The following is a 26,296-nucleotide window of genomic DNA, read 5'->3' on the forward strand; positions in this document are numbered from 1 at the left end:
GATCAGCCGGCTCAGGTCCTGCTGCTCGACGTAGCCCCAGACCAGCCGGGCCCGGTGCTCCTCGCCCAGCAGCGACTCCAGGTCCGAGGCCCGCAGCTCGATCTGCTTGCGATTGGGTTGCAGCAGCCGCGCCGCGCCTTCGCGCCGCGCCACGGCCCGGGCCTGCGCCGCCGCCCTGAGCTGCTGTTCGTCCACCGTCGCCAGGTCCTCGAACAGACCGGCCGACGCATCACCTTGGTGCCTGGCATCACTCATGCCTCAGCACACGCCAGTTTCGTGCCAGCAAAGGGCGGTGAAGAAAAACTCTCAGGCTCTCAGTTCTCGAAGCTCACGCCCGGCATGCTTCCACGCTTGCCCAAGCGGTCCGCCGCCTGTGGTTCGCGATCGCCCTTGCACTGGCTGCCATCGGGTCGCCCAGCGTGCGGGCGGCGGAGGTCAGTACGTCATTGCCGACCGTCGCATCGGTCGACCTGGCGCGCTACCTGGGCAGGTGGTACGAAATCGCTCGTCTGCCCAACCGGTTCGAGTGCAAATGCGCATCAGATGTCGAGGCCGAATATCGCCTTGAGCCGGGCGGCCCGGATCGCCTTGTCCGTGACGGAAGAAGGGGTAGGCATGGGGTAACTCTACGCCGCCGTTACCCGCAATGCTCGGCTTACCCCAGGTGCTACCCCAATCGGGTATGAGCTGCCGGGGGACTTACCCGCACTGCCCGGGACAACAAAAAACCCCTTAATCGTTGATTCTTAAGGGGTTTTTGGACTTTCCGGGGCATCCCGGGAAGTGAAGTTGGTGGGCCCTGTAGGATTCGAACCTACGACCAACGGATTAAGAGTCCGCTGCTCTACCAACTGAGCTAAGAGCCCTGATTCAGCCTGGATAACCTTGCTGAGCCAATCATTATAGCGTGGATTCTATGAATCACCGCCAAAAAATCTGGTGGGATGTGCAGGATTCGAACCTGCGACCAACGGATTAAAAGTCCGCTGCTCTACCGACTGAGCTAACATCCCGTGTCAAGCAGAGCCTGCCATTATAGGCAGGTTTTTTCGGGCTCCGCAAGTTTTTTTGTATTCCTGCCGCTCATCAAGCGGTCAGGCTGATTTGCGGGCCAAGTACAGGCGCTGGAGCTCGGCCGCCGCGCACAAGCCGAAGGTCGCCGTGACGGTGACGCTGGAGCCATAGCCGTGGCAGTTCAGGCTGCCGTCGATGTCGCAGGCCTCGCCCTCAGCCTGCGGCGGCACGTGCACCGGCTCGCGGGAGTAGACGCAGGCGACACCCATCTTCCCCGCGCGCGGCGCGGCATGCTGCTTGCGCAGGCGCTGGCGCAGCGAGGCCAGCAGCGGGTCATGCGTGGTCGCGCCGAGATCGTCGAGCTCCACACGGTGCGGCTCGCGCTTGCCACCGGCGGCGCCGACGGTGACGAAGGGCAGGTCAAGCTCGCGGGCCCAGGCGGCCAGCGTGGCCTTGGCGCGAACCTGATCGCAGCAGTCGATGAGACCGTCGAACACCGTGTCGCCGACGAGGGCCGGCCAGTTGTCGGGCTCGACGAACTCCTCGATGACGCGCACGGCGCAGCCGGGATGGATGTCGGCGATGCGCTGCCGCAGCGCCTCCGCCTTGGCCATGCCGACGGTGGATCCCAGCGCCTGGATCTGGCGGTTGATGTTGGATTCGGAGACCTGGTCCAGGTCGACCAGCGTCAGCGCGGCCACGCCGCTGCGCGCGAGCGCCTCGACGGCCCAGGAGCCGACGCCGCCCAGGCCCACGACCGCAAAGCGGGCGGCCCGCAGGCGCTGGTAGGCGGCGTCGCCGTGCAGGCGGCGCAGGCCGCCGAAGCGGCGCTCCAGGTCGGCGTCGAGTACTTCCATCATTTCAGCGCATCGGCCGCCCGGCACGCACGCGGTGCGGCGTGCGGCGGCATCACTTCAAGGCGCGAAGGCGTTCCTTGCCGGCTTGCGCGGCTTCGGTGCCGGGGTAGGCCTTGATGAGGTCTTCCAGGCTGCGTCGCGCGCCCTTGTTGTCCTTCAGCTCGATCTGGCAGTTGGCCAGCGCGAGCAAGGCTTCGCCTGCGCGCGGATGGTCGGGGCTGCCGGCGATGAAGGCCTTGAAGGTCGCAATGGCGTCCTTGTAGTCGCGCTTGCCGTACTGGGCGTTGCCCAGCCAGAACCGCACCGAGTCCGTGTAGCCGCTGGCGGGGTAGCGCTTCAGGAAGGCATTCAGCGCGGCAACGGCCTCGGCGAAATCGCCGCGGCGCACGAGGCCGATGGCGGCGTCGTACTGGCTGCGTTCATCCGGAGCGACCTGGAACTCGCGGCCATCAAGGTTGACCTTCTGCGGCTCCAGCGGCTTCAGGCGTGCCTCTACGGACTGCGACTGGTCGGTCAGCTTGCGCTGCGTCTCGGCCAGGTCGCGGGCGAGCTGCTCGTTGGCACCGCGCAGCTTGGCGATCTCGGCGCGCAAGGCGTCGATCTGGCCGTTCAGGTCCAGCATGCTGCGGCGCAGCGGCTGCACTTGATCCTGGACGAGGGCGTTGAGCTGCTCGGCACGCTGCTTGGCAGCGTCCTCGTTGGCCTGGACCTTGCCGCGCAGTTCGAGGATGGCCTTGCGGGCCTCGTCATCCTCGAACAGGCCGGCCCGGGCCGGCTGCATGAAGGCCGCACCCACGGCGATCGCCGTGAGGGACAGTCGCAGAACGCGCATCACTGTCACTTGTCCTTGAGTTCGACGCGACGGTTCTTGGCCCAGGCTTCCTCACCGCTGCCTTGCACGGCCGGGCGCTCCTTGCCGAAGCTGACGGCCTCGACCTGGTTGGCACCGACGCCCAGCAGGGTCAGCGACTTTGCGACGGCTTCGGCACGGCGTTGGCCGAGGGCCAGGTTGTATTCGCGGCCGCCGCGCTCGTCGGTGTGGCCTTCCAGGTTCAAGGCCGCCTTCTTGTTGGCATTCAGGCGCTTGGCGTGCAGGTCGATGAGGCCGCGGTACTCCTCCTTGACGACGTCGCTGTCGAAGTCGAAGTAGATGACGCGCTTGTCCTTGACGTCCTGGGTGTACTGGCTGAACAGGTCGACCGTCGGCACGGCCGTCTGGGCCGGCGTGGCCGGCTGCTGCGGCGGGGTCACCACGGGAGTCGTGGGCTGGCGCGTCTCGACCGGCGCGGGCTCGTCCAGCTTGACGGCGGAACCGCAACCAGCCAGGGCGGCGGCGGCAATCAGGGTGAGCGCATAGCGGGTCAGTTTCATTCGAATGGTCTCCACAACGGACGGGGGGCAAGGGATCGGGGGCACGACACCATCGACGGCGCGGGCCTTGCATTCTCCAACATGGGGCGGGGTGTCAAGTTACTAGCGAGTAAAAGGGCCCCATGTCGGCTCGCGCACCTCGACCAGCGTGACGAGCAGCGGCGTCTTGATCTTGCCGTCCAAGGTCGTCGTCATCAACACCTCCTTGCCGCCGGCACGGCTCGCGTAGACGATGAGCTTGCCGTTGGGCGCGAAGGCGGGGCGCTCGTCGTCGTTGCCATCGCTGATCTGCTGGGACTGGCCGCTGCCCAGGTCCATCACGGTCAGTCGGAAGGCGCCGTTCATGCGCGTGATGTAGGCCAGCGTGCGGCCATCGGGGCTGATGGCCGGGCTGATGTTGTAGTTGCCGCTGAAGGTCACGCGCTCGGCCGTGCCGCCGCCGGCGGGCATGCGGTAGATCTGCGGGCCGCCGCCGCGATCGCTGACGAAATAGATCTTGCTGCCGTCGGGCGAAAAGCGCGCTTCGGTGTCGATGGCATTGCTCTGTGTCAGTCGGCGCAGGCCGGAGCCGTCACGGTTGATGACAAAGAGCTGGGTACCGCCCTCGCGCGACAGGCTGAGCACGAGCCGCTGGCCATCGGGCGACCAGGCCGGCGCGCTGTTGGTGCCCTTGAAGTCGGCCAGCACGCGGCGCTGGCCGGTCTGCACGTCCTGGATGCGCACAGTGGCCTTGCGACTCTCGAAGCTCACATAGGCCAGCTCGCGGCCGTTGGGCGCCCAGGCCGGCGAGATGATGGGCTCGGGGCTGGTCAGCGCGACCTTGGCGCCCTCCCCGTCCGCGTCGGCCACGACGAGGCTGAAGCGAGGGCCGGCCTTGGTGACATAGGCCATGCGCGTGGCGAAGACACCGCGCTCGCCGGTCAGCTTCTCGTAGATGGTGTCCGCGATGCGATGGGCCGCCAGTCGCGCGTCGTCCGGATGCACGGCCTGGGCCTCGCCCACCAGCTCGGTGCCCTTGACGACGTCCCAGAGCTTGAAGCGGATGTCCAGCCGGCCATCGGCCAGGCGGGTGACGGAGCCGGCCGCGAGGGCGTCGGCCTGGCGGGCACGCCAGTCGGCCCAGACCGGGCTGCTGGTCTCGCTCAGGCCGGCGGGCGCGTCGACGCTGCGGAACTGGCCACTGCGTTCGAGGTCGGCCCGCACGATGGCGGCGATGGGCTGGGGCGACCTGGACTCGTCGCGGAAGTCGACGATGCCCACCGGGATGCGGGTACCGCCGACGCCGGCGATGTCGATGCGGACCTGGGCAAGCGCGGGGCCTGCACCCAGCGCGGCAAGGGCCGCAAGGCTGCGGCGGCGGGAAACGAGTTCGAGCATGGCGCGCGATTTTGCCGCAGGCAGGCCGCGGCAACGTCGGACAAGGCCGCGTCGCGCCGCGACCGGGCCGTCACAGCAGCACGATGTCGTAGTGCTCGGTCTGGTTGGTCGGCTCGGCGGTCAGCGAGATGGGCCGGCCGATGAAGTCGGACAGGCCGGCGAGATGGGCGCTTTCCTCGTCCAGCAGCATCTCGACGACGTTGGCCGCCGCGACGACGCGGAACTCCTTGGGCGAGAACTGGCGGGCCTCGCGCAGGATCTCGCGCAGGATGTCGTAGCAGACCGAGCGCGCCGTCTTCACCTGGCCGCGGCCCTCGCAGGTCGGGCAGGGTTCGCACAGCATGCGCGCCAGCGACTCGCGCGTGCGCTTGCGGGTCATCTCGACGAGGCCCAGTTGCGTGAAGCCGCCGACGGTGACCTTGGTGCGGTCGCGGGCCAGCTGCTTCCTGAACTCGGCCAGCACCGCGGCCTTGTGCTCCTCGCGCGTCATGTCGATGAAGTCGACGATGATGATGCCGCCCAGGTTGCGCAGCCGCAGCTGGCGCGCGATGGCGCCGGCCGCCTCCAGATTCGTCTTGAAGATCGTGTCGTCGAAGTTCTTGGCGCCGACGAAGCCGCCGGTGTTGACGTCGATGGTCGTCATCGCCTCGGTCTGGTCGAACACCAGCGAGCCACCGGACTTCAGCTCCACCTTGCGCGCCAGCGCCCGGGCGATCTCGGCGTCGACGTTGCACAGGTCGAAGATGGGCCGCTCGCCACGGTAGTGCTCCAGCTTGGCCGTCGCGGCCGGCATGAAGGTCTCGCCGAACTGGCGCAGCACGTCGTACTGCATCTTGGAGTCGATGCGGATGGAGCCGGTGCGCTCGCTGGTCAGGTCGCGCAGCACGCGCTCGACGAGGCTGAGGTCCTGGTGCAGCAGGCTGGCCGGCGGCATGTTGAGCGCACCCGCGCGGATCTGCTGCCAGGTCTTGCGCAGGTAGGCGATGTCGGCGGCCAGTTCCGCGTCACTGGCATCCTCGGCATTGGTGCGCAGGATGAAGCCGCCGCCCCCGCCCTGCTCCTTGGCGCCCACCAGCGCCACCATGCGCGCGCGCAGCGCCTCGCGCGCCTCGGGCGAGCCGATCTTCTGGCTGATGCCGATGTGCTCGTCCTGCGGCAGGTAGACCAGCATGCGCCCGGCGATGCTGATCTGGCTGGACAGGCGCGCGCCCTTGGTGCCTATGGGGTCCTTGATGACCTGCACCGTCAGCGGCTGGCCCTCGAAGACCAGGCGTTCTATGGGCGTGGGCGGCACGTCCGCGCCATGGGCGTTCTGGTGCCGGCCATGGCCGAACTGCGAGGCGCTGTGCAGGTCGGCCACGTGCAGGAAGGCCGCGCGCTCCAGGCCGATGTCGATGAAGGCCGACTGCATGCCGGGCAACACCCGCACGACCTTGCCGAGGTAGACGTTGCCGACCAGGCCCCGCTCCAACGTGCGCTCGAGGTGCAGCTCCTGCACGGCGCCGTTCTCGACCACCGCCACCCGCGTCTCCTGCGGGGACCAGTTGATCAGGATGTCTTCCATCTCTCATCCTTGAATGCTGATGCGTGCCGCCGCCCCCAGCGGCACGCATCAGAACTCGAATCGACCGAAAGGCCGCCCCCAGGTCAATCCCCCCTGCCGGGGGCTCAGGTCCGGGGAATCACGGCTCCAGGCCGAATTTCTCCAACAGCGCAGCGGTCTCAAAGAGGGGCAACCCCATGATGCCCGAGTAGCTGCCCGTAATCTTCACGATCCAGGCCGCGGCCTGGCTCTGGATGGCATAGGCACCGGCCTTGCCGAAGGGCTCGCGGCTGGCGACGTAGCGCTCGATCTGCGCAGCGGACAGCGGCGCGAACTCGACCTCGGACACGTTCAGCGCCGCCACGCGCCGCGTCGCGTCGGCCACGGCGACGGCCGTGATGACGCGGTGGCCGCGGCCCGACATCAGCGCCAGCATGCGGGTCGCGTCGGCGTCGTCCGCGGGCTTGCCGAGGATCAGTCCTTCGACGGCCACCGTCGTGTCGGCGCACAGGATGGGCGCCGGCGGCAGGCCGCGCGCCGCCAGCCGGGCCAGCGCGGCATCGAGCTTGGCGGCCGTCACGCGGGCGCAATAGGCCTCGGGGAGCTCGCCGGCCAGGACCGCCTCCAGCGCCTCGGCGTCCTCGTCGGCGCCGGGCAGTAGCAGCTCGTGCTCGACGCCGATCTGCGCCAGCAACTGGCGGCGGCGCGGGCTTTGCGAGGCGAGGTAGACGAACTTACTCACGGTGGTAGGGGTGGCCGGTCGTCACTGTCCAGGCGCGGTACAGCCCCTCGGCCAACAGCACGCGGGCGAAGGCATGGGGCAGGGTCAGGTCGGACAGACGCAGCGTCTCGTCGGCCGTGGCCTTCAGCGCGGGATGCAAGCCGTCGGGGCCGCCGATGATGAGGGCCGCGTCGCGGCCCTCCCCCATCCAGAGCTTGAGGCGCTCGGCCAGCTGCACGGAGGTGCGGCGCTCGCCGCGCTCGTCCAGGATGATGCGGCGCACGCCCCTGGGCAGGGCGGCCTCGATGCGCGCCGCCTCGGCCGCCATCAGCTGCTCGGCGGTCTTGCCGCCGCGCGTCTCGGCCTTGACGGCCTTGAGCTCCAACCTCAGCTCCGGCGGGAAACGCTTGGCGAAATCTTCGTAGGCGGTGTCGGCCCAGGCCGGCTGGCGCTGGCCCACGGCGACGAGCAGCAGGCGCATCAGGCCTTCTTGGAGGCGGTCTTCTTGGCCGGGGCTTTCTTGGCCACGACCTTCTTGGCAGCCGTCTTCACCGGCGCGGCCTTCTTCGCGGCGGTCTTGGCGGCGCTCTTGGCCGGAGCGGCCTTCTTCGCCACCGGCTTGGCCACGCCGACCTTGATGGTCTTGGCCGCCGGCGTCTTGCTGCCGACGACGCGGCTCACGCCCTTCTTCGCGGGGGCGACCTTCTTCGCGGCGGGGGCTTTCTTGGCGGTCGCGGCCTTCTTGGCTGGCGCGGCGGCCTTCTTCGCGGGCGTGGCCTTCCTGGCCGGGGCCGGCTCCTCGGAGGCCTTCACCAGTTTGACCTCGGCGCTGCCGAGCTTGAGCTTGACGGGCTTGTCGCCCCAGATCTCTTCGAGGTGGTAGTAGTCGCGGATGGCGGGCTGCATCACATGCACGACGGCGGCGCCGCAGTCCACGATGATCCATTCGCCGTTGTCCTCGCCCTCGGTGCGCATGACCTGCATGCCGCGGCCCTTGACGCTCTCGCGAACGCTGGAGGCCAGCGCCTTGGTCTGCCGGTTGCTGGTGCCGGACGCGATGATGACGCGCTCGAACAGCGGCGACAGGTGCTCGGTGTTGAACACAACGATGTTCTGGGCCTTCACGTCTTCAAGACCATCGACGATGGCACGTTGCAGCTTGCGGATATCCATTCAGTGCTTCTTCTCGTAGAGGCGGTGCGAGGCAATATAGCTCGCCACCTCGGCGCCCACCATGGGGCTGATGTCCTCGCCACGGGCGACGGCGTCGCGCACGGCGGTGGACGAAAGGGGAATGTCGGGCAGGGCCAGCGCCTGCATGCGGTGGGCCGGCAGGCCCGGTGGCGTGGCGACGGTCTCGGCGCCGCGCGGCACGACGACCAGGGTCGCCAGCGACGTGACGGTTTCGATCTGATACCAGGTCGGCAGCCGCGTGTACTGGTCCTGGCCGATGAGGAACATCAGCTCGGCGCCCGGATGCTGGCCGGCGTACTCGCGCAGCGTGTCGGCCGTGAAGCTGGGGCCGCGGCGCTGCAGCTCGCGCTCGTCGAGCTCGAAGCGCGGCTCACCAGCGATGAGGCGCAGGATCATGCCGACGCGGTGCTCGGCGGCGGCCATGACCTGGTCGGGCTTCTGCCATTGCCGGCCGGCCGGCAGCCACAGCAGGCGGTCCGGCGCCAGCGCCTCCAGCGCGAAGCGGGCGAAGGCCAGGTGGCCCAGGTGCGGCGGGTCGAAACTGCCGCCGAAGATGGCAAGCTTCACAGCCACAGCCCCGTCGGCGTTTCGTCGACCCAGTCGCGCGGGCGCAGGAAGTCGCTGTACAGCCGCGCCTCGGCCGTACCCGGCTCCGGGGCCCAGTCGTAGCGCCAGGTCACCTGCGGCGGCATGGACATCAGGATGGACTCCGTGCGCCCACCGGACTGCAGGCCAAAGTGGGTGCCACGGTCCCAGACGAGGTTGAACTCGACGTAGCGGCCGCGCCGGTAGGACTGGAAGTCGCGCTCGCGCTGGCCGTAGGCATAGCCCTGGCGGCGCTCGACGATGGGCAGGTAGGCCGACAGGAAGGCGTCGCCCACTGAGCGGATCAGCGCGAAGCCGGCATCGAAGCCGCCCGCGTTGAAGTCATCGAAGAAGATGCCGCCGATGCCGCGCGGCTCGTTGCGGTGCTTCAGGAAAAAGTAGTCGTCGCACCAGGTCTTGAACTTCGGATACAGCTCGGCGCCGTGGGGCGCCAGGGCATCGCGGCAGACGCGGTGGAAATGCTGGGCGTCGCGCTCGTAGCCGTAGTAGGGCGTCAGGTCCATGCCGCCGCCGAACCAGGTCACGGCCGGCGCGTCGGCCGGCAGCGCGGCGAACATGCGCACGTTCATGTGCACCGTCGGCACGAAGGGGTTGTGCGGATGCAGCACCAGCGACACGCCAAGCGCCTCGAAGGGCGCGCCGGCCAGCTCCGGCCTGTGCTGGGTGGCCGAGGGCGGCAGCACGCGCCCCTTCACATGCGAGAAGTTGACGCCGCCGCGCTCGAACACCGAGCCACCCTCGATGAGGCGCGACAGGCCGTCGCCCTCAAGCCGGCCGCCGGGCTCGCGGCTCCAGCCGTCGCTCAGGAAGGCATTGCCGTCGGCAGCCTCCAGCGCGGTGACGATGCGTTGTTGCAGGGCGAGCAGGTAGTCGCGGACGGCTTGGCTGTTCATGGGCGCGGGCGCTGGGGCTGGATGGGGCTGGCGAGCTCGGGGCGCTTGCCGACGCGCGAGCCCAGGTAGGCCGCGAAGGCGGCGAAGTCGGCCTGCGTGTCGCCGGTCAGCTTGACGAAGCGCGTCAGCGAGACGACCCGCTGGCGGAAATCGAAGTAGCACAGCCCCACCGGCACGCCGGCCTGCACGGCCACCTGGTAGGCGCCGGTGCGCCAGCCGGCCGTCAGCGAGCGCGTGCCCTCGGGGGCGACGGCCAGCCAGAAGCGCTCGCCGCGCGCGGCGGCCGCCTGCATCTGTCGCACCGTGTCGCCGACGATGCCATGGTGGCTGCCACGGTCCACCGCCACGCCGCCAATCCAGCGCACCCAGCGGCCCAGCAGCGGCACCCTGAAGAGGCTGTCCTTGCCCCAGAAGCGCAGCTGCAGGCCCAGCGCCCACTTGGCCAGCACGCCGACGACGAAGTCCCAGTTGGACGTGTGCGGATAGACCAGGATGACACCCTGCTGCGCCGGCAGGCCGGGTGCGTCCACCGTCCAGCCGAACAGGCGCAGCAGGCCGCGCGCCAGCCGGCTTGGTTGGCCGTGGGGAAGCAGCGGCCCGTCCAGGAGGGTCGGCGTCGCAGTCAACGCTTGATGGCCCGGTGGCCGATGTCGGAGCGGTACTGGCGGCCGGCGAACTGGATGGTCGAGGCCGCGTCGTAGGCCTGCTGCGCCGCCGTGCGCACGGACTCGCCCAGCGCCGTCACGCAGAGCACGCGGCCGCCGCTGGTCACCAACTTGCCGTCGACGAGCGCCGTGCCGGCGTGGAAGACCATCGCCTCGTCCGCGTCGGCGGGCAGGCCGGCGATGGCGTCGCCCTTGCGCGGGTCCAGCGGATAGCCCTCGGCCGCCAGCACGACGCCCAGCGCGACGCGGCGGTCCCACTGCAGTTCCACCTGGTCCAGCGTGCCGTCAGTGGCATGCAGCAGCAGCTCGAGGAGATCGCTCTTGAGCCGCATCATGATGGGCTGGGTCTCGGGGTCGCCCATGCGGGTGTTGAACTCGACGGTGCGCGGCTGGCCATGCTCGTCGATCATCAGGCCGGCATAGAGGAAGCCGGTGAAGGGATGGCCGTCCTTGGCCATGCCGGCGATGGTCGGCTGGATGATCTCGTGCATGACCTTGGCATGCACGTTGGGCGTGACGACCGGCGCGGGCGAGTAGGCGCCCATGCCGCCGGTGTTGGGGCCGGCATCGCCGTCCAGCAGGCGCTTGTGGTCCTGGCTGGTCGCCAGCGACACGACATGCCTGCCGTCGCAGACGACGATGAAGCTGGCCTCCTCGCCGGCCAGGAAGTCCTCGATGACGACGCGCGCGCCGCCATCGTTGTGCGTGACGCCCAGCTTGTTGTCCTCCAGGATCCACGCGATCGCCTCGTGGGCCTCTTCAAGCGTCATCGCGACGACGACGCCCTTGCCGGCCGCCAGGCCGTCGGCCTTGATGACGATGGGGGCGCCGCGACCGTCCACATAGGCATGGGCCGCCGCGGGGTCGGAGAAGGTCTCGTAGGCCGCGGTGGGGATGCCGTGGCGCTTCATGAAGTCCTTGGCGAAGGCCTTCGAGCTTTCCAGCTGGGCCGCGGCCCGGGTGGGGCCGAAGATGCGCAGGCCGCGGGCGCGGAACTCGTCGACGACGCCGGCGGCCAGAGCCGCCTCGGGGCCGACGACGGTCAGCGTGATCTTCTGCGCGGCGGCGAAGTCGGCCAGCGCGCGCACGTCGGTGGCGGCGATGGGCACGTTCTGCAGCCGCTCGTCGCGCGCCGTGCCGCCGTTGCCGGGGGCCACGTAGACCTGGCTGACGCGCTCGGCCTGGGCCAGCTTCCAGGCCAGCGCATGTTCACGGCCGCCGTTGCCGATGACGAGGACCTTCATCAGCCGAGTTCCGCGTTGTGATAGACCGCCTGGACATCGTCGAGGTCCTCGAGCACGTCCAGCAGCTTTTGCATGCGCTCGGCGTCCTCGCCGGTGATCTCGATGGGGTTCTCGGCCCGCATCGTCACCTCGGACAGCTCCGGCACCAGGCCGGCGGCCTCCAGCGCGGCCTTGACCGTCTCATAGTCCGCGGGCGCCGTCAGCACCTCGATGGCACCGTCGTCGCCGGTGATGACGTCCTCGGCGCCGGCGTCCAGCGCCACTTCCATGATCTTGTCCTCGGAGGTTCCGGGCGCAAAGATCAGCTGGCCGCAGTGCTTGAACTGGAAGGCCACCGAGCCTTCCGTGCCCAGGTTGCCGCCGTATTTGCTGAAGGCATGGCGCACCTCGGCTACGGTGCGGACGCGGTTGTCCGTCATCGTGTCCAGCATGACGGCCGCGCCGGCGATGCCGTAGCCTTCGTAGCGGATTTCCTCGTAGGTCAGGCCATCGATGTTGCCGCTGGCCTTGTCGATGTTGTACTTGATGCGGTCGGCCGGCATGTTGGCGGCCTTGGCCTTGTCGACGGCCAGCCGCAGGCGCGGGTTGTCCTTGATGTCGGGGCCACCCTGGCGCGCCGCGACCGTGATCTCACGGATGATGCGCGTCCAGATCTTGCCGCGCTTCTCGTCCTGGCGGCCTTTGCGGTGTTGGATGTTGGCCCATTTGGAATGTCCGGCCATAAGGTTTGGCTCCCGGCGGCTGACGGGGCAGCGGCCTGATTTATCGTTGGCAGAGGTGAGATTTTAGAGGAGCGCCTTGAGCACCATGACGACCGACCCCATCCTGCTGGCCCGACGCGCCGAGACCGAGTGCCTGCTGCTCCCCGCCCTGGCCAACCGCCACGGCCTCATCACGGGCGCCACCGGCACCGGCAAGACCGTCAGCCTGCAGACCCTGGCCGAGAGCTTCTCCAGGCTCGGCGTGCCCGTCTTCATGGCCGACGTGAAGGGCGACCTGACCGGCATCAGCCAGGCCGGCAGCCCCAGCGAAAAACTGCTCGCGACGCTGAAGGAGCGCGGCCTGGAGCCCCCGGAGAGGATCGCCTGCCCCACGACGCTGTGGGACGTCTTCGGCGAGCAGGGCCACCCGGTGCGGGCGACCGTGTCGCACATGGGCCCGCTGCTGCTGGCGCGCATGCTGTCGCTCAACGAGACGCAGGCCGGCGTGCTGCAAATGGTGTTCAAGATCGCCGACGACAAGGGCCTGCTGCTGCTGGACCTGAAGGACTTGCGCGCCATGCTGCAGTACGTGGGCGACAACGCGAGCCAGTTCACGACGCAGTACGGCAACGTGTCGGCCGCCAGCGTCGGCGCCATCCAGCGCGGCCTGCTTCAGATCGAGGCCCAGGGCGGAGCCAGGTTCTTCGGCGAGCCCATGCTCAACCTCGCCGACTTCATGCAGACGGAAGGCGGCCTGGGCGTCATCAACGTGCTGGCCGCCGACAAGCTGATGAACGCGCCGCGGCTGTACGCGAGCTTCCTGCTGTGGATGCTGTCGGAGCTGTTCGAGACGCTGCCCGAGGTGGGCGACCTCGACAAGCCCAAACTGGTGTTCTTCTTCGACGAAGCCCACCTGCTGTTCAAGGACGCGCCGGACGCGCTGGTCGAGCGCATCGAGCTGGTCGTGCGCCTGGTGCGATCCAAGGGCGTGGGCGTCTACTTCGTCACGCAGAACCCGCTGGACATCCCCGACAGCGTGCTGGGCCAGCTCGGCAACCGCGTCCAGCACGCGCTGCGCGCCTTCACGCCGCGCGACCAGAAGGCCGTCAAGAGCGCCGCCGACACCATGCGCGCCAATCCCGGACTGGACATCGCGACCGCCATCACCGAGCTGGCCGTCGGCGAGGCGCTGGTCAGCCTGCTGGACGACAAGGGCCGGCCCAGCGTCACCGAACGCGTCTTCGTGCTGCCGCCGGGCAGCCAGATCGGCCCGATCACGCCGGCGCAGCGCCAGGCGCTGATCGCGAACTCGCTGGTGGCGGGCGTCTACGAGCAGCAGGTCGACCGCGAATCCGCCTACGAAAAGCTGACCGGCAGTCCCGCTGGCGGCGGCCTGGCGGCCGAGGCCGGGTCGGTGTTCAAGGGCGGCCCCACCGTGCCGGCGCCAGCGCCGGAGGCCGGCGGCGGCATGCTGGACGGCCTCAAGGACATCCTCTTCGGCAGCACCGGCCCGCGCGGCGGGCGCCACCCCGGGCTGGCCGAGAAGGCCGCCCAGTCCGCCGTGCGCAGCATGGGCTCCGCCGTCGGCCGCGAGATCATTCGTGGCGTATTGGGCAGCATCCTCGGGGGAAACAGCGGCCGTCGGCGCTGATCCGGTCGACGTGCCGGGGCCGTTCATGCAGACTCGCCGGGTCCCGACGGGACAACGTCAAGAGGGGATGGCATGAATGCTCTGAAGCAATTGCGCATTGGCAGCCGGCTCGGCATCGCGTTCGCGGTGGTGCTGGCGCTGATGCTGGTGGTCGCCGCGACCAGCGTGCGCGGCATCTTTAGCGTCGCCGCGGGACTGGAGGCGGTCTACCGCGACCGCACCGTGCCGCTGGCCCAGCTGGGCGAGCTCAACAACCTCTCCACGCGCAACCGCCTCGTCATCGTCGAGATGCTGCGCGCACCGGGCTTCGACGAGATCAAGCGCCGCAGCGACGAGCTCGCCGCAAACCTCAAGCGCGGCCAGGAGGTGTTCGACCAGTACCTGTCCGCCAGCCTGGGCGAGCAGGAGAAGGCGCTGGCCCAGCGCTTCGCCGCCGCGCGCAAGGCCTATATCGACGAGGGCCTGCTGCCGGTCAGCGCAGCGCTGGCCACCGGCGGCATGAGCACGGCGCTGCAGATCTACGAAGAGAAGACGCTGCCGCTGTCGGCCAAGGCCCGCGAGCTGTCGGACCAGCTCGTCAAGCTGCAGGTCGACACGGCCGCCGCCGAGTACCAACGCGGCCAGGACACGCGCGGCGCGGCCATCGCGACGACCCTGCTGCTGACGGCCCTCGCCCTGCTGCTGGGCGGCGCCCTCGCCTGGCTGATCACCCGCTCCATCACCGAGCCGGTGCGGCGCGCCGTCGGGTTCGCGCAGGCCGTGGCCGAGGGCGACCTGACCGCCGCCATCGCCGCCGACGGGCGCGACGAGATCGCGGCGCTGCTTCGCGCGCTGGGCCAGATGAACGAGGGCCTGGTCAACATCGTGCGCCAGGTGCGCCATGGCGCCGACTCCATCCTCCACGGTGCCGGCGAGATCGCCAGCGGCAATGCCGACCTGTCGCAGCGCACCGAGGAGCAAGCCTCCAATCTCGAACAGACGGCGGCCTCCATGGAGGTGATGAACGCCTCCGTGCGCCAGAACGCGGACACGGCTCAGACCGCCACCCAGCTCGCCGCATCAGCCAGCGGCGTCGCCGCCCGTGGCGGCGAGGTCGTGCAGAAGGTCATCGCGACCATGAGCGACATCTCGGCCAGCTCGCGCAAGATCGCCGACATCATCGGCACCATAGACGGCATCGCCTTCCAGACCAATATCCTGGCGCTGAACGCGGCGGTGGAGGCGGCGCGTGCCGGCGAGCAGGGGCGCGGCTTCGCCGTCGTGGCCGGCGAGGTGCGCGCGCTGGCCCAGCGCAGCGCCCAGGCGGCGCGCGAGATCAAGGCGCTGATCGGGCAGAGCGTAGACAACGTCGACACCGGCTCGCGCCTCGTCGGCGACGCCGGCAGCACGATGACGGAGATCGTGGCCCAGGTCAGGCGCGTGGCCGACCTGATCGCCGAGATCGGCTCCGCCACCCAGGAACAGACTACCGGCATCGGCCAGGTCAGCGAGGCCGTATCGCAGCTGGACCGCGTCACGCAACAGAACGCCGCCCTCGTCGAGGAGGCCGCCGCGGCCGCCGACAGCCTGCGTGGCCAGGCCCAGCGCATGAACGAGGTCGTGGGCGTCTTCAAGCTGGGCGCCGGCCGCGACCACTGAGGACCGCCGCACACCTGTCGTTTCAGGCCCGCGGCAGGAGGTGGCGGGCCGGCGCCGGAAACCGTATAAACGATTTCCGGCACCATGAGCCACGACCGCAAGCCCCCGCCACCCGAGCGCGCCCGCCTCGTGCGCGACGGCTTCACCATGCCCGCGGCCGACCATGCCCTGCTCAAGGAGCTCAAGCACCGGCTGCACACGGCGGGCCGTGACGCCAAGAAGAGCGAGCTGCTGCGGGCCGGCCTGCGGGCCCTGGCCGGGCTGGACGCCGCGTCGCTGGCCGCGGCCCTGGACCGGCTGGAGCCGGTCAAGACCGGGCGGCCGCGCAAGTCGGGCTGAGGAGGCGCCATGGGTGACGCGACCTACTGGTGGCATCTGCTCTGCGCCATCGCCGGCCTCAACCTCGTCGCCTGGACGGCCTCCACCGCCTGGCTGCACCGCCGCCGCCCCGACGGCACCACCTGGCCCCACCAGCGCCTGCAGTTGCTGCTGTCGGCCCTCTACGTGCTGGGCTGCGGCTACCGCTCCGTGCTGCCGGTCTTCGACGTGCCGCGCGTCGTCATGGTGGATTCCTGGGCGTCCAGCGTGCTGGTGGGCCGCACGGTGGCGACGCTGGCGGAGCTGAGCTTCGCCGCGCAATGGGCGCTGCTGCTGCGCGGCGCGGCGCTGGCGACCGGGCAGCGCGCCGGCATGCGGCTGTCGCACGCCTTGCTGCCGCTGATCGCACTGGCCGAGCTCAACTCCTGGTACGCCGTGCTGACGACGCGCAACATCGGCCATGTCGTCGAGGAGACGCTGTGGGGCGTGGCCGCGCTGCTCAGCGTGCTGGCCCTGCTGCTGCTGTGGCCCCGCGCGACAACGCGCGCGCGGCGCTGGCTGGGCCTGGCCAGCGTGGCCGGCGTCCTCTACGCGGCCTACATGTTCGCGGTGGACGTGCCCATGTACTGGGCGCGCTGGCTGGCCGACGAGGCCGCCGGCCGGGCCTATCCGACACTCGCGGCCGGCGTGGCGGACGCGGCCCACCGCTGGCATGTATCGCACGACTGGGCGCATTGGCGCAGCGAGGTGGTCTGGATGACGCTTTACTTCAGCGTCGCAGTCTGGATCAGCATCGCGCTCGCGCATGTCAGGCTGCCGCTGCGGGCACCGCCGCCCGGTCCGTAAAATCGAAATCTTCCCGCCGGGCCAGGCCGCTGCCTTGGCCCGGTTGCCGTTTCTCAGAAGCCCCCGATGAGCCAACACTCCCCCGCGGCCGCCCCGGCGACCAACTTCCTGCGCCAGCGCATCGAGCACGACCTCGAGACCGGCGCCTTCGCCGGCCGCCATTTCGCCGGCAGCCCCGGCGACGCGGCCCACCATGGCGCCGGCCCGCTGGACGAGGCGCGCATCCGCACCCGCTTCCCGCCCGAGCCCAACGGCTACCTGCACATCGGCCATGCCAAAAGCATCTGCCTGAACTTCGGCCTGGCGCGCGACTTCGGCGGCGCCTGCCACCTGCGCTTCGACGACACCAACCCCGAGAAGGAGGAGCTGGAGTACGTCAACGCCATCAAGGAGATGGTGCAGTGGCTGGGCTGGAGCTGGGGCGACAACCTCTACGAGGCCAGCAGCTACTTCGACTTCATGTACGAGGCCGCCGAGGCGCTGGTCAACGCCGGCCATGCCTACGTGGACGAGCAGAGCGCCGACGAGATGCGCGCCAACCGCGGCGACTTCGGCCGGCCGGGCACCAACAGCCCCTTCCGCGACCGCACGGCCGAAGAGAACCTGGCACGCCTGCGCGAGATGCGCGACGGCCGGCATGCCGACGGCGCCATGGTGCTGCGCGCCAAGATCGACATGGCCTCGCCCAACATCAACCTGCGCGACCCGACGCTGTACCGCATCAAGCATGCGGAACACCATGCGACGGGCGGCAAGTGGTGCATCTACCCGATGTACACCTTCGCGCACCCCATCGAGGACGCGCTGGAGCGCATCACGCACAGCATCTGCACGCTGGAGTTCGAGGACCAGCGGCCCTTCTACGACTGGCTGCTGGAGCACCTCGCCGACCTCGGCCTGCTGGCCCGGCCGCTGCCGCAGCAGATCGAGTTCGGGCGCCTGAACCTGAACTACGTCGTCACCAGCAAGCGCAAGCTGCGCCAGCTGGTCGAGGACAAGCATGTCAGCGGCTGGGACGACCCGCGCATGCCGACGCTGGTGGGCCTGCGCCGCCGCGGCTTCACACCCGAGAGCATCCGCGCGATGGTGGAGGCCACCGGCGCCAGCAAGCAGAACGCCTGGATCGACGACACCGTGCTCGACCAGGCCCTGCGCGCCGACCTGGAGCCGCAAGCCCCGCGCGCCTTCGCCGTGCTGCAGCCGCTCAAGCTCAAGCTGACGAACTACGCCGCGGTGTTCGGCTCCGCCGACCACCGCGAGCCCTGCGAGACCCCTGCCCACCCGCACAAGCCCGAGCTGGGCCTGCGCAGGTTCTCGCTGGGCCCCGAGCTGTGGATCGAGGCCGAGGACTTCATGGAGGCGCCGGTCAAGGGCTATTTCCGCCTGTTCCCGGGCAACAAGGTTCGGCTGAAGGCCGGCTACATCATCGAGTGCACGGGCGCCGAGAAGGACGCCGACGGCAACGTCATCGCGGCGCTGGCCACCGTCATCCCCGACACCAAGAGCGGCACGCCGGGCGCGGACGCCGTCAAGGTCAAGGGCACCATAGGCTGGGTGGGCGCGCATGAGGCCATCGCCGCCGAAGTGCGGCTGTACGAGCGCCTGTTCGCCGAGCCCCAGCCCGATGTCGGCGGCCGTGACTTCATCGAGTTCCTGAACCCGAACTCGCTGCGCGTCGTGCAGGGCTTCGTCGAGCCCTCGCTCGCCGGCGCCGCCGCCGACCAGCGCTGGCAGTTCGAGCGCCACGGCTATTTCGTCACCGATCGCGTGGACCACCGCGCCGACCGGCCGGTGTTCAACAAGATCACCGGGCTCAAGGATAGCTTCGGCCGCTGAGCGCGGCGGCCGGCAGCGGCCTCAGGCCGGCATGCGGTCGTCGCCGAACTCCGCCAGCGCCCGCCGGTAGAGCCGGTTGATGCTGCCGTCCTGGTGCAGCGACGCGACGGCCTGCGCCAGTCTCTCGATCAGCGCGGGCGTGGCGCTGCGCCGCGACAGGTGCAGCCAGAAGGTCTGGCGTTCCACAACCAGCGGCCGCGCGAACGCCTGCATGCGCAGGCCCAGCCCGCGCGCGGCGCCGAACAGCCCCAGGTTGCTGCCGTAGGCGGCGTCCACACGCCGGCTCATCAGCATCTGGATGGCGTGCTCGTTGCTGTTCACCGACTGCAAGTGCAACCCCGCCAGGCTCTCGGGCAGCGGGAAGCTGCGCGGGACGGCCAGCGACCGCTGCGACAGCTCCTGCAGCCGCAGCAGCGGCGCCTCCCTCCGGCTCACGACGACCGTCGGCAGGGCCAGGACCGGCGCCACCTGATGCGCCACGGCCTTGAGCTCGTCATTGGAGAAGCGCAGCACCAGGTCGGACGTGCCGTTGTGCAGGCTGAGCACCGTGCGGGCATAGGGCACGACGTGGTTCTCCACCACCAGGCCGGCACGGAGCGCGATCAGCAGGCCGATGTCGTACATCAGCCCGCCCGGGCCCTGAGGACCCATGCGCCCGAAGGGCTCGGACTGTATGGTCTCCATGCGCAGGGCCGCTGGCTCGGCTGCACGCACCGTGGCGGCGCCCAGCCAGGCAAGCAATCCGATCGCGCAGGTCCTGCGCCGGCCGACGGATGTGCCGCCTACCGATGAAACTTCCATGCGGCCATTCCAGCACGGCCGGGTGGCCGTGCCGAGCGGCTGCTCGTCCCGCGTGAGATCAATTCCTCACCCGGCCGCAGCGCAGCACGATGGGCGAGGCGTATTCGCGGCCGACGACGGCGCGGGCGAACAGGTAGTTCTGCCGCGCCCTCTCGCTGAGCGAATCCAACCTCACACCACCCTGCGCGTCGCAGGGGAAGGCGAGCGCGCGGCCGGCCTGGAACAGGGACTCGAACCGCAGCTCGTAGTCGTCGCACATCAGAGGCATGGGGCGTGTGTTCATGGGGCACCTCGTCTTGACCCCAGACTAGGCGCCACGCCGGTCCGCGCCCGGGAAAAGTTCGCGAATGCCGCCGTCACCCCCCGCGGTTGACCCGCAGGCCGCCAGGATGTCACGCGGATCAGCGCGACGGCAGCCGCAGCATGTCGATCTGGAAGGGCCGGTCGTTCATCTCGACGACGGCCGCAGCGGGCACGCTCAGCGTCATCAGCCGGCGCCGGCCGAGGTTGAGCAGCGCCAGCGAGGGCTGCAGATGCCGGCGCAGCAGGGCCCGCAGCGAGCCGTCGGCAAAGGCCAGGCGCAGGCCGCGGGCGATGCGGTCGATGGCAGCCTGGTTGCCGGGGTGGGTGTAGAGGTATTGCGGCAGGTCGTAGGCCAGCAGCAGGCTGTCGTCCAGGGCCAGGCCCTTGAGCCCGGCATGGGCCTGCAGCTCCTGCCCCACCTCCAGCACGCTGCGGCAGAACAGGTCGGCACGGCCCAGGGCCGCCATCTGGAACAGGCTTTCGTAGCCGTTGACCTCCTCGACCGTGAAGCCGTTGGCACGCAGGATGTCGGCGTCCGCCCAGCCGCGCCCCTGCACATGGCGCAGCCGCGCGACGGCGTCCAGCGTGTCCGCCTTTCGCACGAGGTCGCGGCGCGGCGCGTGCACGAAGCAGACGCGGAAGCGGTTCACACCGAGATGGATGGGAAAGAGCACCGGCGCCAGGCCCGCGGCGCGGCCCGCGTCCGGCCCCGTGGCGAGCATGAAGTTGGGCGCCGCCTGCTGGGCCGCCTCCAGCAGCGCACGCCGCTTGTTCATCGGCACCGAGAGCTGCAGCCGGTAGGGGCCGTCGGTGGCACGGGTCTTGTGCAGTGCCAGCTGCACCGCGTCGCGGACATAGGCGTTGCGCAGGTCGGTCTCGCTGTCAGGCGCGCGCAGCGTGATCGTCAGTTCCCGCGCTTGCGCCGGCCCGGCCGCCGCGATCAGCAGCCCGGCCATCCCCTGAAGCCAGCAACGTCTTTGCAGCATGGACCACGAAACCCGAGTGGCCGCCAATGTAGCCGCGCCGCGGCCTCAGGCCGCCAGGTCGGCCAGGCGCCGGACCTTGACCTTGCGGCCCTTGAGCTTGCCCAGCGACAGCCGGCGCACGGCCTCCTGCGCGATGCCGCGCTCCACCGCCACGTAGCTGTGGAAGTCGGTCACGTTGATCTTGCCGATCTGCGCCGCCGTGAAGCCGGCCTCGCCGGTCAGCGCGCCCAGGATGTCGCCAGGGCGGATCTTCTCCTTGCGCCCGCCGAGGATCTGCAGCGTGTCCATGGCCGGCAGCAGCGCGCCGCCCGGCGCGTCGCGCAGGTCGTCCAGCGGCTGCCACTTGAATGGATCGCCCTGCAGCTGCTCGATGCGGCCGATGCGGCCCATCTCGTCCAGGCTCGCCAGGCTCAGCGCCAGGCCCTCGGCGCCCGCGCGGCCGGTGCGGCCGATGCGATGCACATGCTGCTCGACGTCGGCGCTGATGTCGACATTGATGACACAGGCCAGGTTGGCGATGTCCAGGCCGCGCGCCGCCACGTCGGTAGCAACGAGGACGGAGGCGCTGCGGTTGGCGAACTGGATCAGCACCTGGTCGCGGTCGCGCTGCTCCAGGTCGCCATGCAGGGCCAGCGCGACGAAGCCCTGGGCCGCCAGCACGGCCTCCAGATCGCGGCATTGCTGTTTGGTGTTGCAGAAGGCAATCGTCGACTCGGGCCGGAAGGCGCGCAGCAGGCGCGGCACGGCGTCCAGGCGTTCGGCGTCCGTCACCTCGTAGGCGATCTGGCGGATCGTGGACGCGGCGGCGCTCGTCGCGCCGGCGACCTTCACGGCCCGCGGGTCACGCATGAACTTCTGCGCGATGTCCTTCACGCCGTCGGGGAAGGTGGCCGAGAACAGCAGCGTCTGCCGCCGCGCCGGCGCCCGCGCGGCGATGGCCTTGATGTCGTCGAGAAAGCCCATGTCCAGCATGCGGTCGGCCTCGTCCAGCACCAGCGTGTTCAGCGCGGAGAGGTCCAGCGAGCCACGCTCCAGGTGGTCGATGAGGCGGCCCGGCGTGCCCACCGCGACGTGGGCGCCGAAGGACAGGCTCTCCATCTGCGGTTTCATCGGGCTGCCGCCGCACAGGCTCAACACCTTGATGTTGTCGGCGGCGCGGGCCAGGCGGCGGATCTCCTGCGTGACCTGGTCGGCCAGCTCACGCGTGGGGCACAGCACCAGGGCCTGCACGCGGGGCAGCGCGGCGTCCAGGCGGTGCAGCAGCGCGACGGCAAAGGCGGCCGTCTTGCCGGAACCGGTCTGGGCCTCGCCGATGACGTCCTGCCCGGCCAGCGCCGGCGGCAGACTGGCTGCCTGGATGGGTGTCATCCGGACATAGCCGAGCTGGTCGAGGTTGGCCAGCATCGCGGGGCTCAGCGGCAGGCAGGAAAAGGCGGTATCGGTCATCACTCCATTGTCGAGGCTGTGACTTCCTGCGCAGAACCGGCCGTTAACGGGGCCAGGAATTGCAATTCCTCACACTTCGCGAGGTTCGGCTCCCTAGCATGCCGCTCGCCTTTGTCCGCCGTTCCGAACCATGCCCACCGATTCGTCCCCGCCCCCCCGCCAGCCCACGCGCCGCCTGCTCAGCGGCGGGGGCGACACCCGCAGCGGCGGGAATGCGCGCAGGCTCAACACGGCGGCCGCGGACACGGAAAGCTTCACGGCCACCGAGCCCTTCGATCGGGCCCGGCCCCGGGGCGCGCCGGCACCCGCCACGGACAGCCTGCCGCGCTGGGCCAGGGGCGTCGTCATCGGTGGCGTGCTGCTGGCCGTGGGCATGCCGGCCGCAGTGCTGCTGTCGCGCTCGGTGGCGGTGCAGGGCATGCTGCAGGAGCAGAGCACGTCAACGGCGGACCTGGTCTGCACATCCGGCGAGGGGCGTGCGAACGACAGCTCGAGCGTGTTCGGCTGGCTGTTCGGCGGCTCCCATGTCCGCTGCAGCGAATGGGAGACGCGCGAGGCGCGCCAGCAGCGCGAACGCGCACAGGCCGAGGCCAACTACCTGGCCCGCGAGCGGGCACGCCAGCAGCGCTACTGATCAGCCGCCGGCGCGCTTGACGGTCCAGCCCTCGGGCCGGGCCTTCAGCCAGGCCGCGAGCTTGTCGGCATGGTCGCCCTGGATCTCCACGACGCCGTCCTTCACCGTGCCGCCGCTGCCGCAGGCGGCCTTGAGCTGCTTGGCCATCGCGACCAGCGCCGCGTCGTCCAGCGGCAGGCCGCGGACGACGGTGACGCCCTTGCCCTTGCGGCCGGCTGTCTCGCGGCTCACCCGCACGATGCCGTCCCCGGCGGGCCGCACCCTGGCCTTGCAGGTGCACTGGGGCATGGGCTGCCCGCAGCCGGGGCAGGCCCGGCCGAAGTCGGTGGAATAGACCAGCGTCATTGGCCGGGCTTCAGGTGCCGCTCGAAGAAGGCGTCCATCGTGCGGTACAGGTGCAGCCGCGCCGCCCGGCCCGCGATGCCATGGGCCTTGCCGGGGTAGATCTGCAGGTCGAAAGTCTTGCCGGCGGTCTGCAGCGCCTCGACGAGGCGCAGCGAGTGCTCGAAGAGCACGTTGTCGTCGGCGGTGCCGTGGACCAGCAGCAGCGGCCCGGCCAGCAGGCCGGCGCGGGCGGGCAGGTTGGCACTCGCATAGCTGGCCGCCTTGCCGCCATCCGGCAGGCCGAGATAGCGCTCCGTGTAGGCGGTGTCGTAGAGCGTCCAGTCCGTCACCGGCGCGACGGCGACGGCGGCGGCAAACGGCGTGTCGGCATCCAGCATGGCGCGCGCGCCGAGGAAGCCGCCATAGCTCCAGCCGAAGAAGCCGATGCGGGCCGGGTCCACGCCGGGCACGCGCCCGGGCAGCTGGCGCACGGCGGCGAACAGGTCGGCCACCTCGGTCTTGCCGAAGGCGCGGAAATGCGCCCGCGTGAACTCGCGGTCGCGGTGCGCCATGCCGCGCGTGTCCAGCGTCAGCACGCCATAGCCCCGCTGCTGCCAGTAGGCGATCAGCGGCATGTCGCGGCCCCAGCCCCAGCTCACCGTCGAGGCGTGCGGGCCGCCATAGGCCAGCACGAGGACGGGGTAACGGCCCGCGCGGGCGGCCTGGGGCGCGAAGAAGAAGGCGTTCAGCGGCGTGCGGCCGTCGGCGGCGCTCAGTTCCAGCGCCAGCGGCACGTTCGTGTACGACTTGAGCTGCGGGTCCGGCGCGTCGCCGGCCAGCGCGATGGCACCGCCCTGCCCCAGCCCACGCAGCTCCAGTTGCGGCGGCTGTCCCCAGGCGGAGCGCGTGACGAGCACGCGGCTGCAGGCGCGGTCGGCCTTGGCGTCGCGCCACTGGCGCGCTGCGGCGCCCGGCAAGGGCTGGGCCGGGCCGCCGGCCAGCGGCATGACGAACAGCTCCTGGCTCTTGCCCAGGTCGCCCGCCGCAGCGAAGACGACGCCTCGCTCGCCCACGCAGACGGCGTGCGCGACGGCCTCCGGTTGTTGCGTCAGCGGCGTGCGCGCGCCCGTGGCGCGGTCGATCAGCAGCAGCTGGCGCCGGCCCGAGGCCTCGCTGGGCCAGAGCAGGCCGCGCGGCGTCTCGATGAGGTCGTCGTGCGTCTCCACCCAGGCGGCATCGGTCTCGACGGCGATGTCGCGCGGCGCCGCCTTGAACTCCGTCAGCGTGAGGCGCGTCTGCTCGCGGTTGAACCATTGCAGCCAGGGCGTACCGTCGGCGAACCAGCCGGCGCGGGAGACGTACTCGGCGGTCCCGGGCAGCGGCAGCTCGCGCCGCTGGCCGTCGGCGGCCGCAATGACGAAGGCCCCGACCCGGGCATTGGCCTCGCCGGCGGCGGGGTAGCGCTGCTCGGTCATGGCGGTGCGATCGGCAAAGATCTGGGCGCGCGTCTTGACGGCCACGCCTGACTCGTCCACGCGCAGCGCCAGCAGGGACTTGCCGTCCTTGGACCACCAGAAGCCGCGCTGGCGGCCCAGTTCCTCGGCGGCGATGAACTCGGACAGGCCCCAGGAGACGGTGGCGCCGCCGTCGCTGGTCAGCTGGCGCGGCTGGCCGCCGGCGGCCAGCGGCAGCACGAAGAGGTTGCCGGCCTGCACATAGGCCAGGCTCTTGCCGTCGGGGGCGCAGCGCGGGTCCTGCTTGGGCGCATCGGGCGTGTTCGTCAGCCGCTGGGCCTGCGGGCCGCCGGCGCCCAGGCGCACGAGGTACAGGTCGCCCGACAGCGGGAACAGCAGCGCGCTGTCGTCGCCGCCGCACCACTGGTAGCCGGTGATGCCGCGCTGGCTGATGCGCTGGCGCTCCAGCGCCATCTTCTCGGCCTCGCTGAGCCGCTGCTCGGCGCCGCCCAGCAGGTCGGCCGCGGCCACCAGCTTGCGCGGTTCGCCGCCGGCCGCCGGCTGGGCCCAGAGTTCCAGCACCTCGCTGTCGGCCTGCGAGGGGCGCAGGAAGCTGACCCATTGCCCGCCCGGCGAGATCTCGGCCTGGCGGGGCAGGCGGCCGGCCAGCGGCGGGTCGGCGGTGATGCGTTCGAGGCTGAGGGCGGAGGGCTGCGCCAGCGCGGCGCTCGTGACGCAGGCGGCGGCCAGCAGGGACATGAGGAGCTTCATTTCGACATGCTAGCCGCAGCGCCTGAACGCGCCGTCCGGCGGCCTGCGGCGATAGGCGCATTCCGAACATGCTTATGCGCAACGTGCGCCGGCTTCGTTCCTATCATGAGGCCCTGCCAACAGCCAGCCATGGAGCCGCCATCATGTCCCTGCGCATCAACGACATCGCCCCCGACTTCACCGCCCAGACCACCCAGGGCGAGATCAGGTTCCACGACTGGATCGGCGACCACTGGGCCATCCTGTTCTCCCACCCCAAGGACTTCACGCCGGTATGCACGACGGAGCTGGGCTACATGGCCAAGATCGAGCCCGAGTTCACCAGGCGCAACGCCAAGCTGATCGGCCTGTCGGTGGACCCGGTGGAGCACCACCACCGCTGGGCCGCCGACATCGAGGAGACCCAGGGCTATCTGCCCAAGTACCCCATGATCGGCGACCACGACCTCAAGGTCGCCAAGCTCTACAACATGCTGCCGGCCGACGAGGCGGGCTCGTCCGAGGGCCGCACCGCGGCGACCAACGCCACCGTGCGCTCGGTCTTCATCGTCGGGCCCGACAAGAAGATCAAGCTCATGCTCACGTACCCGATGACCACGGGGCGCAACTTCGACGAGATCCTGCGCGTGCTCGACTCGATGCAGCTCACGGCCGCCCACAAGGTGGCGACCCCGGTGAACTGGAAGCACGGCGACGATGTCATCATCGTGCCCTCCGTCTCCGACGACGACGCCAAGAAGCTCTTCCCCGCCGGCTTCAAGACGCACAAGCCCTACCTGCGCACCACGAAGCAGCCGCGCTGACGTTTACGGCACGATCCGCAAGGGGATCCGCCTCCGCCCGAAGCCCTCGACCCGCTCGGCATAGCGCCCGGCCACTGCGCCTCCGCACTCGGCGCAGCGGCCGGAGGCGTCGAGCTGGTAGTCGATGATCGTGTACCAATCGCGCACCACGCAGGCGGCGCCGCAGGAAGGGCAGTGGGTCGTCCCGCCGGCGGCGTCGTGGACGTTGCCGGTGTACACGTAGCGGAGGCCGGCGGCGCGGGCGATCCGCCGGGCCCGGCGCACGGTCTCGGGGTGCGTGGGGGGGACGTCGAGCATCT

27 protein-coding genes, 2 tRNA genes and 2 pseudogenes are annotated in these 26,296 nt (G+C 70.2%); 8 read left to right on the forward strand and 23 right to left on the reverse strand.

Annotated features, from left to right (window positions below):
• Nucleotides 1–255 (reverse strand): annotated as a pseudogene (locus tag JOY88_RS12525) (IS5/IS1182 family transposase); the annotation flags it as partial.
• A 164-nt stretch (nucleotides 256–419) separates the two neighbouring features.
• Between JOY88_RS12525 and JOY88_RS12530 the strand changes: the two are divergent.
• Nucleotides 420–686, forward strand: coding sequence for a lipocalin family protein (locus tag JOY88_RS12530; RefSeq protein WP_293502864.1), 267 nt, complete (start codon nucleotides 420–422; stop codon nucleotides 684–686).
• A 104-nt stretch (nucleotides 687–790) separates the two neighbouring features.
• Here JOY88_RS12530 and JOY88_RS12535 read toward each other — a convergent pair.
• The 15 genes from JOY88_RS12535 to JOY88_RS12605 all read right to left on the reverse strand — a co-directional run bounded on the left by JOY88_RS12535 (nucleotide 791) and on the right by JOY88_RS12605 (nucleotide 12,207).
• Nucleotides 791–866: transfer RNA gene (locus JOY88_RS12535), tRNA-Lys, on the reverse strand.
• 71 nt (nucleotides 867–937) lie between these two features.
• A tRNA-Lys gene (locus tag JOY88_RS12540) sits at nucleotides 938–1,013 on the reverse strand.
• A gap of 81 nt (nucleotides 1,014–1,094) precedes the next feature.
• Nucleotides 1,095–1,874 carry a tRNA threonylcarbamoyladenosine dehydratase gene (locus tag JOY88_RS12545; protein WP_293502865.1) on the reverse strand — a complete coding sequence of 260 codons (780 nt, stop codon included), beginning with the start codon at nucleotides 1,872–1,874 and terminating at the stop codon, nucleotides 1,095–1,097.
• A gap of 49 nt (nucleotides 1,875–1,923) precedes the next feature.
• Nucleotides 1,924–2,703, reverse strand: coding sequence for a tol-pal system protein YbgF (gene ybgF, locus JOY88_RS12550; RefSeq protein ID WP_293502867.1), 780 nt, complete (start codon nucleotides 2,701–2,703; stop codon nucleotides 1,924–1,926).
• Nucleotides 2,704–2,708: 5 nt separating this feature from the next.
• Entirely contained in the window at nucleotides 2,709–3,242 is a 534-nt protein-coding gene (gene pal, locus JOY88_RS12555; RefSeq protein ID WP_293502869.1) for a peptidoglycan-associated lipoprotein Pal, read from the reverse strand.
• Nucleotides 3,243–3,344: 102 nt separating this feature from the next.
• The gene (tolB, locus tag JOY88_RS12560; RefSeq protein WP_293502871.1) at nucleotides 3,345–4,619 is read right to left on the reverse strand and encodes a Tol-Pal system beta propeller repeat protein TolB; all 1,275 of its coding nucleotides are present in this window, start codon (nucleotides 4,617–4,619) and stop codon (nucleotides 3,345–3,347) included.
• A 70-nt stretch (nucleotides 4,620–4,689) separates the two neighbouring features.
• The gene (gene rng, locus JOY88_RS12565; protein WP_293502873.1) at nucleotides 4,690–6,183 is read right to left on the reverse strand and encodes a ribonuclease G; all 1,494 of its coding nucleotides are present in this window, start codon (nucleotides 6,181–6,183) and stop codon (nucleotides 4,690–4,692) included.
• 118 nt (nucleotides 6,184–6,301) lie between these two features.
• Nucleotides 6,302–6,904: a Maf family protein gene (locus JOY88_RS12570; RefSeq protein ID WP_293502875.1), complete on the reverse strand. Its 603-nt coding sequence runs from the start codon at nucleotides 6,902–6,904 to the stop codon at nucleotides 6,302–6,304.
• The gene (gene rlmH / locus JOY88_RS12575; RefSeq protein WP_293502877.1) at nucleotides 6,897–7,364 is read right to left on the reverse strand and encodes a 23S rRNA (pseudouridine(1915)-N(3))-methyltransferase RlmH; all 468 of its coding nucleotides are present in this window, start codon (nucleotides 7,362–7,364) and stop codon (nucleotides 6,897–6,899) included. Before rlmH ends, JOY88_RS12570 begins: the two co-directional genes overlap by 8 nt.
• Nucleotides 7,364–8,056, reverse strand: a complete 693-nt coding sequence (gene rsfS / locus JOY88_RS12580; protein WP_293502879.1) for a ribosome silencing factor — start codon at nucleotides 8,054–8,056, stop codon at nucleotides 7,364–7,366. The genes rlmH and rsfS overlap by 1 nt, the downstream gene beginning before the upstream one ends.
• Complete coding sequence (gene nadD, locus JOY88_RS12585; protein WP_293502881.1) at nucleotides 8,057–8,644, reverse strand: nicotinate-nucleotide adenylyltransferase; 588 nt, start codon at nucleotides 8,642–8,644, stop codon at nucleotides 8,057–8,059.
• On the reverse strand, nucleotides 8,641–9,576 hold the full coding sequence (hemF, locus tag JOY88_RS12590) for an oxygen-dependent coproporphyrinogen oxidase (RefSeq protein ID WP_293502883.1): 936 nt from the start codon (nucleotides 9,574–9,576) through the stop codon (nucleotides 8,641–8,643). The genes nadD and hemF overlap by 4 nt, the downstream gene beginning before the upstream one ends.
• Nucleotides 9,573–10,202 carry a 1-acyl-sn-glycerol-3-phosphate acyltransferase gene (locus JOY88_RS12595; RefSeq protein WP_293502885.1) on the reverse strand — a complete coding sequence of 210 codons (630 nt, stop codon included), beginning with the start codon at nucleotides 10,200–10,202 and terminating at the stop codon, nucleotides 9,573–9,575. The genes hemF and JOY88_RS12595 overlap by 4 nt, the downstream gene beginning before the upstream one ends.
• Nucleotides 10,199–11,485 (reverse strand): phosphoribosylamine--glycine ligase, encoded by a 1,287-nt coding sequence (purD, locus tag JOY88_RS12600; RefSeq protein WP_293502887.1) that lies wholly within the window; start codon nucleotides 11,483–11,485, stop codon nucleotides 10,199–10,201. The genes JOY88_RS12595 and purD overlap by 4 nt, the downstream gene beginning before the upstream one ends.
• The gene (locus JOY88_RS12605; RefSeq protein WP_293502889.1) at nucleotides 11,485–12,207 is read right to left on the reverse strand and encodes a YebC/PmpR family DNA-binding transcriptional regulator; all 723 of its coding nucleotides are present in this window, start codon (nucleotides 12,205–12,207) and stop codon (nucleotides 11,485–11,487) included. The genes purD and JOY88_RS12605 overlap by 1 nt, the downstream gene beginning before the upstream one ends.
• An 85-nt stretch (nucleotides 12,208–12,292) precedes the next feature.
• On the opposite strand from JOY88_RS12605, the gene JOY88_RS12610 reads away from it, so the two are divergent.
• The 5 genes from JOY88_RS12610 (at nucleotide 12,293) to JOY88_RS12630 (ending at nucleotide 18,475) form a co-directional block, all read left to right on the forward strand.
• Nucleotides 12,293–13,837 (forward strand): helicase HerA-like domain-containing protein, encoded by a 1,545-nt coding sequence (locus JOY88_RS12610; protein WP_293502891.1) that lies wholly within the window; start codon nucleotides 12,293–12,295, stop codon nucleotides 13,835–13,837.
• A gap of 72 nt (nucleotides 13,838–13,909) precedes the next feature.
• Nucleotides 13,910–15,475, forward strand: coding sequence for a methyl-accepting chemotaxis protein (locus JOY88_RS12615; RefSeq protein ID WP_293502893.1), 1,566 nt, complete (start codon nucleotides 13,910–13,912; stop codon nucleotides 15,473–15,475).
• 84 nt (nucleotides 15,476–15,559) lie between these two features.
• Complete coding sequence (locus tag JOY88_RS12620) at nucleotides 15,560–15,814, forward strand: hypothetical protein (protein ID WP_293502895.1); 255 nt, start codon at nucleotides 15,560–15,562, stop codon at nucleotides 15,812–15,814.
• Nucleotides 15,815–15,823: 9 nt separating this feature from the next.
• A complete protein-coding gene (locus JOY88_RS12625) occupies nucleotides 15,824–16,639 on the forward strand; it encodes a hypothetical protein (protein ID WP_293502897.1) in 816 nt (271 codons plus the stop codon).
• A 66-nt stretch (nucleotides 16,640–16,705) separates the two neighbouring features.
• Entirely contained in the window at nucleotides 16,706–18,475 is a 1,770-nt protein-coding gene (locus tag JOY88_RS12630) for a glutamine--tRNA ligase/YqeY domain fusion protein (RefSeq protein WP_293502899.1), read from the forward strand.
• A gap of 21 nt (nucleotides 18,476–18,496) precedes the next feature.
• Here the strand turns inward: JOY88_RS12630 and JOY88_RS12635 are convergent, their stop codons facing one another.
• The 4 genes from JOY88_RS12635 to dbpA all read right to left on the reverse strand — a co-directional run bounded on the left by JOY88_RS12635 (nucleotide 18,497) and on the right by dbpA (nucleotide 22,011).
• Nucleotides 18,497–19,216, reverse strand: coding sequence for a substrate-binding periplasmic protein (locus JOY88_RS12635; RefSeq protein WP_293502901.1), 720 nt, complete (start codon nucleotides 19,214–19,216; stop codon nucleotides 18,497–18,499).
• Between the two features lie 118 nt (nucleotides 19,217–19,334).
• Nucleotides 19,335–19,559 (reverse strand): hypothetical protein, encoded by a 225-nt coding sequence (locus JOY88_RS12640; protein ID WP_293502903.1) that lies wholly within the window; start codon nucleotides 19,557–19,559, stop codon nucleotides 19,335–19,337.
• 118 nt (nucleotides 19,560–19,677) lie between these two features.
• The gene (locus JOY88_RS12645) at nucleotides 19,678–20,535 is read right to left on the reverse strand and encodes a transporter substrate-binding domain-containing protein (protein WP_293502905.1); all 858 of its coding nucleotides are present in this window, start codon (nucleotides 20,533–20,535) and stop codon (nucleotides 19,678–19,680) included.
• A gap of 75 nt (nucleotides 20,536–20,610) precedes the next feature.
• Complete coding sequence (dbpA, locus tag JOY88_RS12650) at nucleotides 20,611–22,011, reverse strand: ATP-dependent RNA helicase DbpA (RefSeq protein ID WP_293502907.1); 1,401 nt, start codon at nucleotides 22,009–22,011, stop codon at nucleotides 20,611–20,613.
• A gap of 130 nt (nucleotides 22,012–22,141) precedes the next feature.
• Between dbpA and JOY88_RS12655 the strand changes: the two genes are divergently transcribed.
• Nucleotides 22,142–22,645: a hypothetical protein gene (locus JOY88_RS12655; protein ID WP_293502909.1), complete on the forward strand. Its 504-nt coding sequence runs from the start codon at nucleotides 22,142–22,144 to the stop codon at nucleotides 22,643–22,645.
• Here the strand turns inward: JOY88_RS12655 and JOY88_RS12660 are convergent, their stop codons facing one another.
• Entirely contained in the window at nucleotides 22,646–22,990 is a 345-nt protein-coding gene (locus tag JOY88_RS12660) for a translation initiation factor Sui1 (RefSeq protein ID WP_293502911.1), read from the reverse strand.
• Entirely contained in the window at nucleotides 22,987–25,194 is a 2,208-nt protein-coding gene (locus JOY88_RS12665; protein ID WP_293502913.1) for a S9 family peptidase, read from the reverse strand. The genes JOY88_RS12660 and JOY88_RS12665 overlap by 4 nt, the downstream gene beginning before the upstream one ends.
• A 143-nt stretch (nucleotides 25,195–25,337) precedes the next feature.
• Here JOY88_RS12665 and JOY88_RS12670 point away from each other — a divergent pair, with 143 nt between their 5' ends.
• A complete protein-coding gene (locus JOY88_RS12670; RefSeq protein ID WP_293502915.1) occupies nucleotides 25,338–25,997 on the forward strand; it encodes a peroxiredoxin in 660 nt (219 codons plus the stop codon).
• A 3-nt stretch (nucleotides 25,998–26,000) separates the two neighbouring features.
• Here JOY88_RS12670 and JOY88_RS12675 read toward each other — a convergent pair.
• A pseudogene (locus JOY88_RS12675) lies at nucleotides 26,001–26,296 on the reverse strand (AmmeMemoRadiSam system radical SAM enzyme); the annotation flags it as partial.

The sequence above is a fragment of the Roseateles sp. genome, assembly GCF_019237615.1.
Classification (GTDB): Bacteria; Pseudomonadota; Gammaproteobacteria; order Burkholderiales; family Burkholderiaceae_C; genus Pelomonas.

Coding starts and splice junctions, on each gene's coding strand:
- JOY88_RS12545 (WP_293502865.1), bottom strand. CDS start 1,874: ATGATGGAAGTACTCGACGCCGACCTGGAGCGCCGCTTCGGCGGCCTG.
- ybgF (WP_293502867.1), bottom strand. CDS start 2,703: ATGCGCGTTCTGCGACTGTCCCTCACGGCGATCGCCGTGGGTGCGGCC.
- pal (WP_293502869.1), bottom strand. CDS start 3,242: ATGAAACTGACCCGCTATGCGCTCACCCTGATTGCCGCCGCCGCCCTG.
- tolB (WP_293502871.1), bottom strand. CDS start 4,619: ATGCTCGAACTCGTTTCCCGCCGCCGCAGCCTTGCGGCCCTTGCCGCG.
- rng (WP_293502873.1), bottom strand. CDS start 6,183: ATGGAAGACATCCTGATCAACTGGTCCCCGCAGGAGACGCGGGTGGCG.
- rlmH (WP_293502877.1), bottom strand. CDS start 7,364: ATGCGCCTGCTGCTCGTCGCCGTGGGCCAGCGCCAGCCGGCCTGGGCC.
- rsfS (WP_293502879.1), bottom strand. CDS start 8,056: ATGGATATCCGCAAGCTGCAACGTGCCATCGTCGATGGTCTTGAAGAC.
- hemF (WP_293502883.1), bottom strand. CDS start 9,576: ATGAACAGCCAAGCCGTCCGCGACTACCTGCTCGCCCTGCAACAACGC.
- purD (WP_293502887.1), bottom strand. CDS start 11,485: ATGAAGGTCCTCGTCATCGGCAACGGCGGCCGTGAACATGCGCTGGCC.
- JOY88_RS12605 (WP_293502889.1), bottom strand. CDS start 12,207: ATGGCCGGACATTCCAAATGGGCCAACATCCAACACCGCAAAGGCCGC.
- JOY88_RS12610 (WP_293502891.1), top strand. CDS start 12,293: ATGACGACCGACCCCATCCTGCTGGCCCGACGCGCCGAGACCGAGTGC.
- JOY88_RS12615 (WP_293502893.1), top strand. CDS start 13,910: ATGAATGCTCTGAAGCAATTGCGCATTGGCAGCCGGCTCGGCATCGCG.
- JOY88_RS12620 (WP_293502895.1), top strand. CDS start 15,560: ATGAGCCACGACCGCAAGCCCCCGCCACCCGAGCGCGCCCGCCTCGTG.
- JOY88_RS12625 (WP_293502897.1), top strand. CDS start 15,824: ATGGGTGACGCGACCTACTGGTGGCATCTGCTCTGCGCCATCGCCGGC.
- JOY88_RS12630 (WP_293502899.1), top strand. CDS start 16,706: ATGAGCCAACACTCCCCCGCGGCCGCCCCGGCGACCAACTTCCTGCGC.
- JOY88_RS12640 (WP_293502903.1), bottom strand. CDS start 19,559: ATGAACACACGCCCCATGCCTCTGATGTGCGACGACTACGAGCTGCGG.
- JOY88_RS12645 (WP_293502905.1), bottom strand. CDS start 20,535: ATGGCCGGGCTGCTGATCGCGGCGGCCGGGCCGGCGCAAGCGCGGGAA.
- dbpA (WP_293502907.1), bottom strand. CDS start 22,011: ATGACCGATACCGCCTTTTCCTGCCTGCCGCTGAGCCCCGCGATGCTG.
- JOY88_RS12655 (WP_293502909.1), top strand. CDS start 22,142: ATGCCCACCGATTCGTCCCCGCCCCCCCGCCAGCCCACGCGCCGCCTG.
- JOY88_RS12660 (WP_293502911.1), bottom strand. CDS start 22,990: ATGACGCTGGTCTATTCCACCGACTTCGGCCGGGCCTGCCCCGGCTGC.
- JOY88_RS12665 (WP_293502913.1), bottom strand. CDS start 25,194: ATGAAGCTCCTCATGTCCCTGCTGGCCGCCGCCTGCGTCACGAGCGCC.
- JOY88_RS12670 (WP_293502915.1), top strand. CDS start 25,338: ATGTCCCTGCGCATCAACGACATCGCCCCCGACTTCACCGCCCAGACC.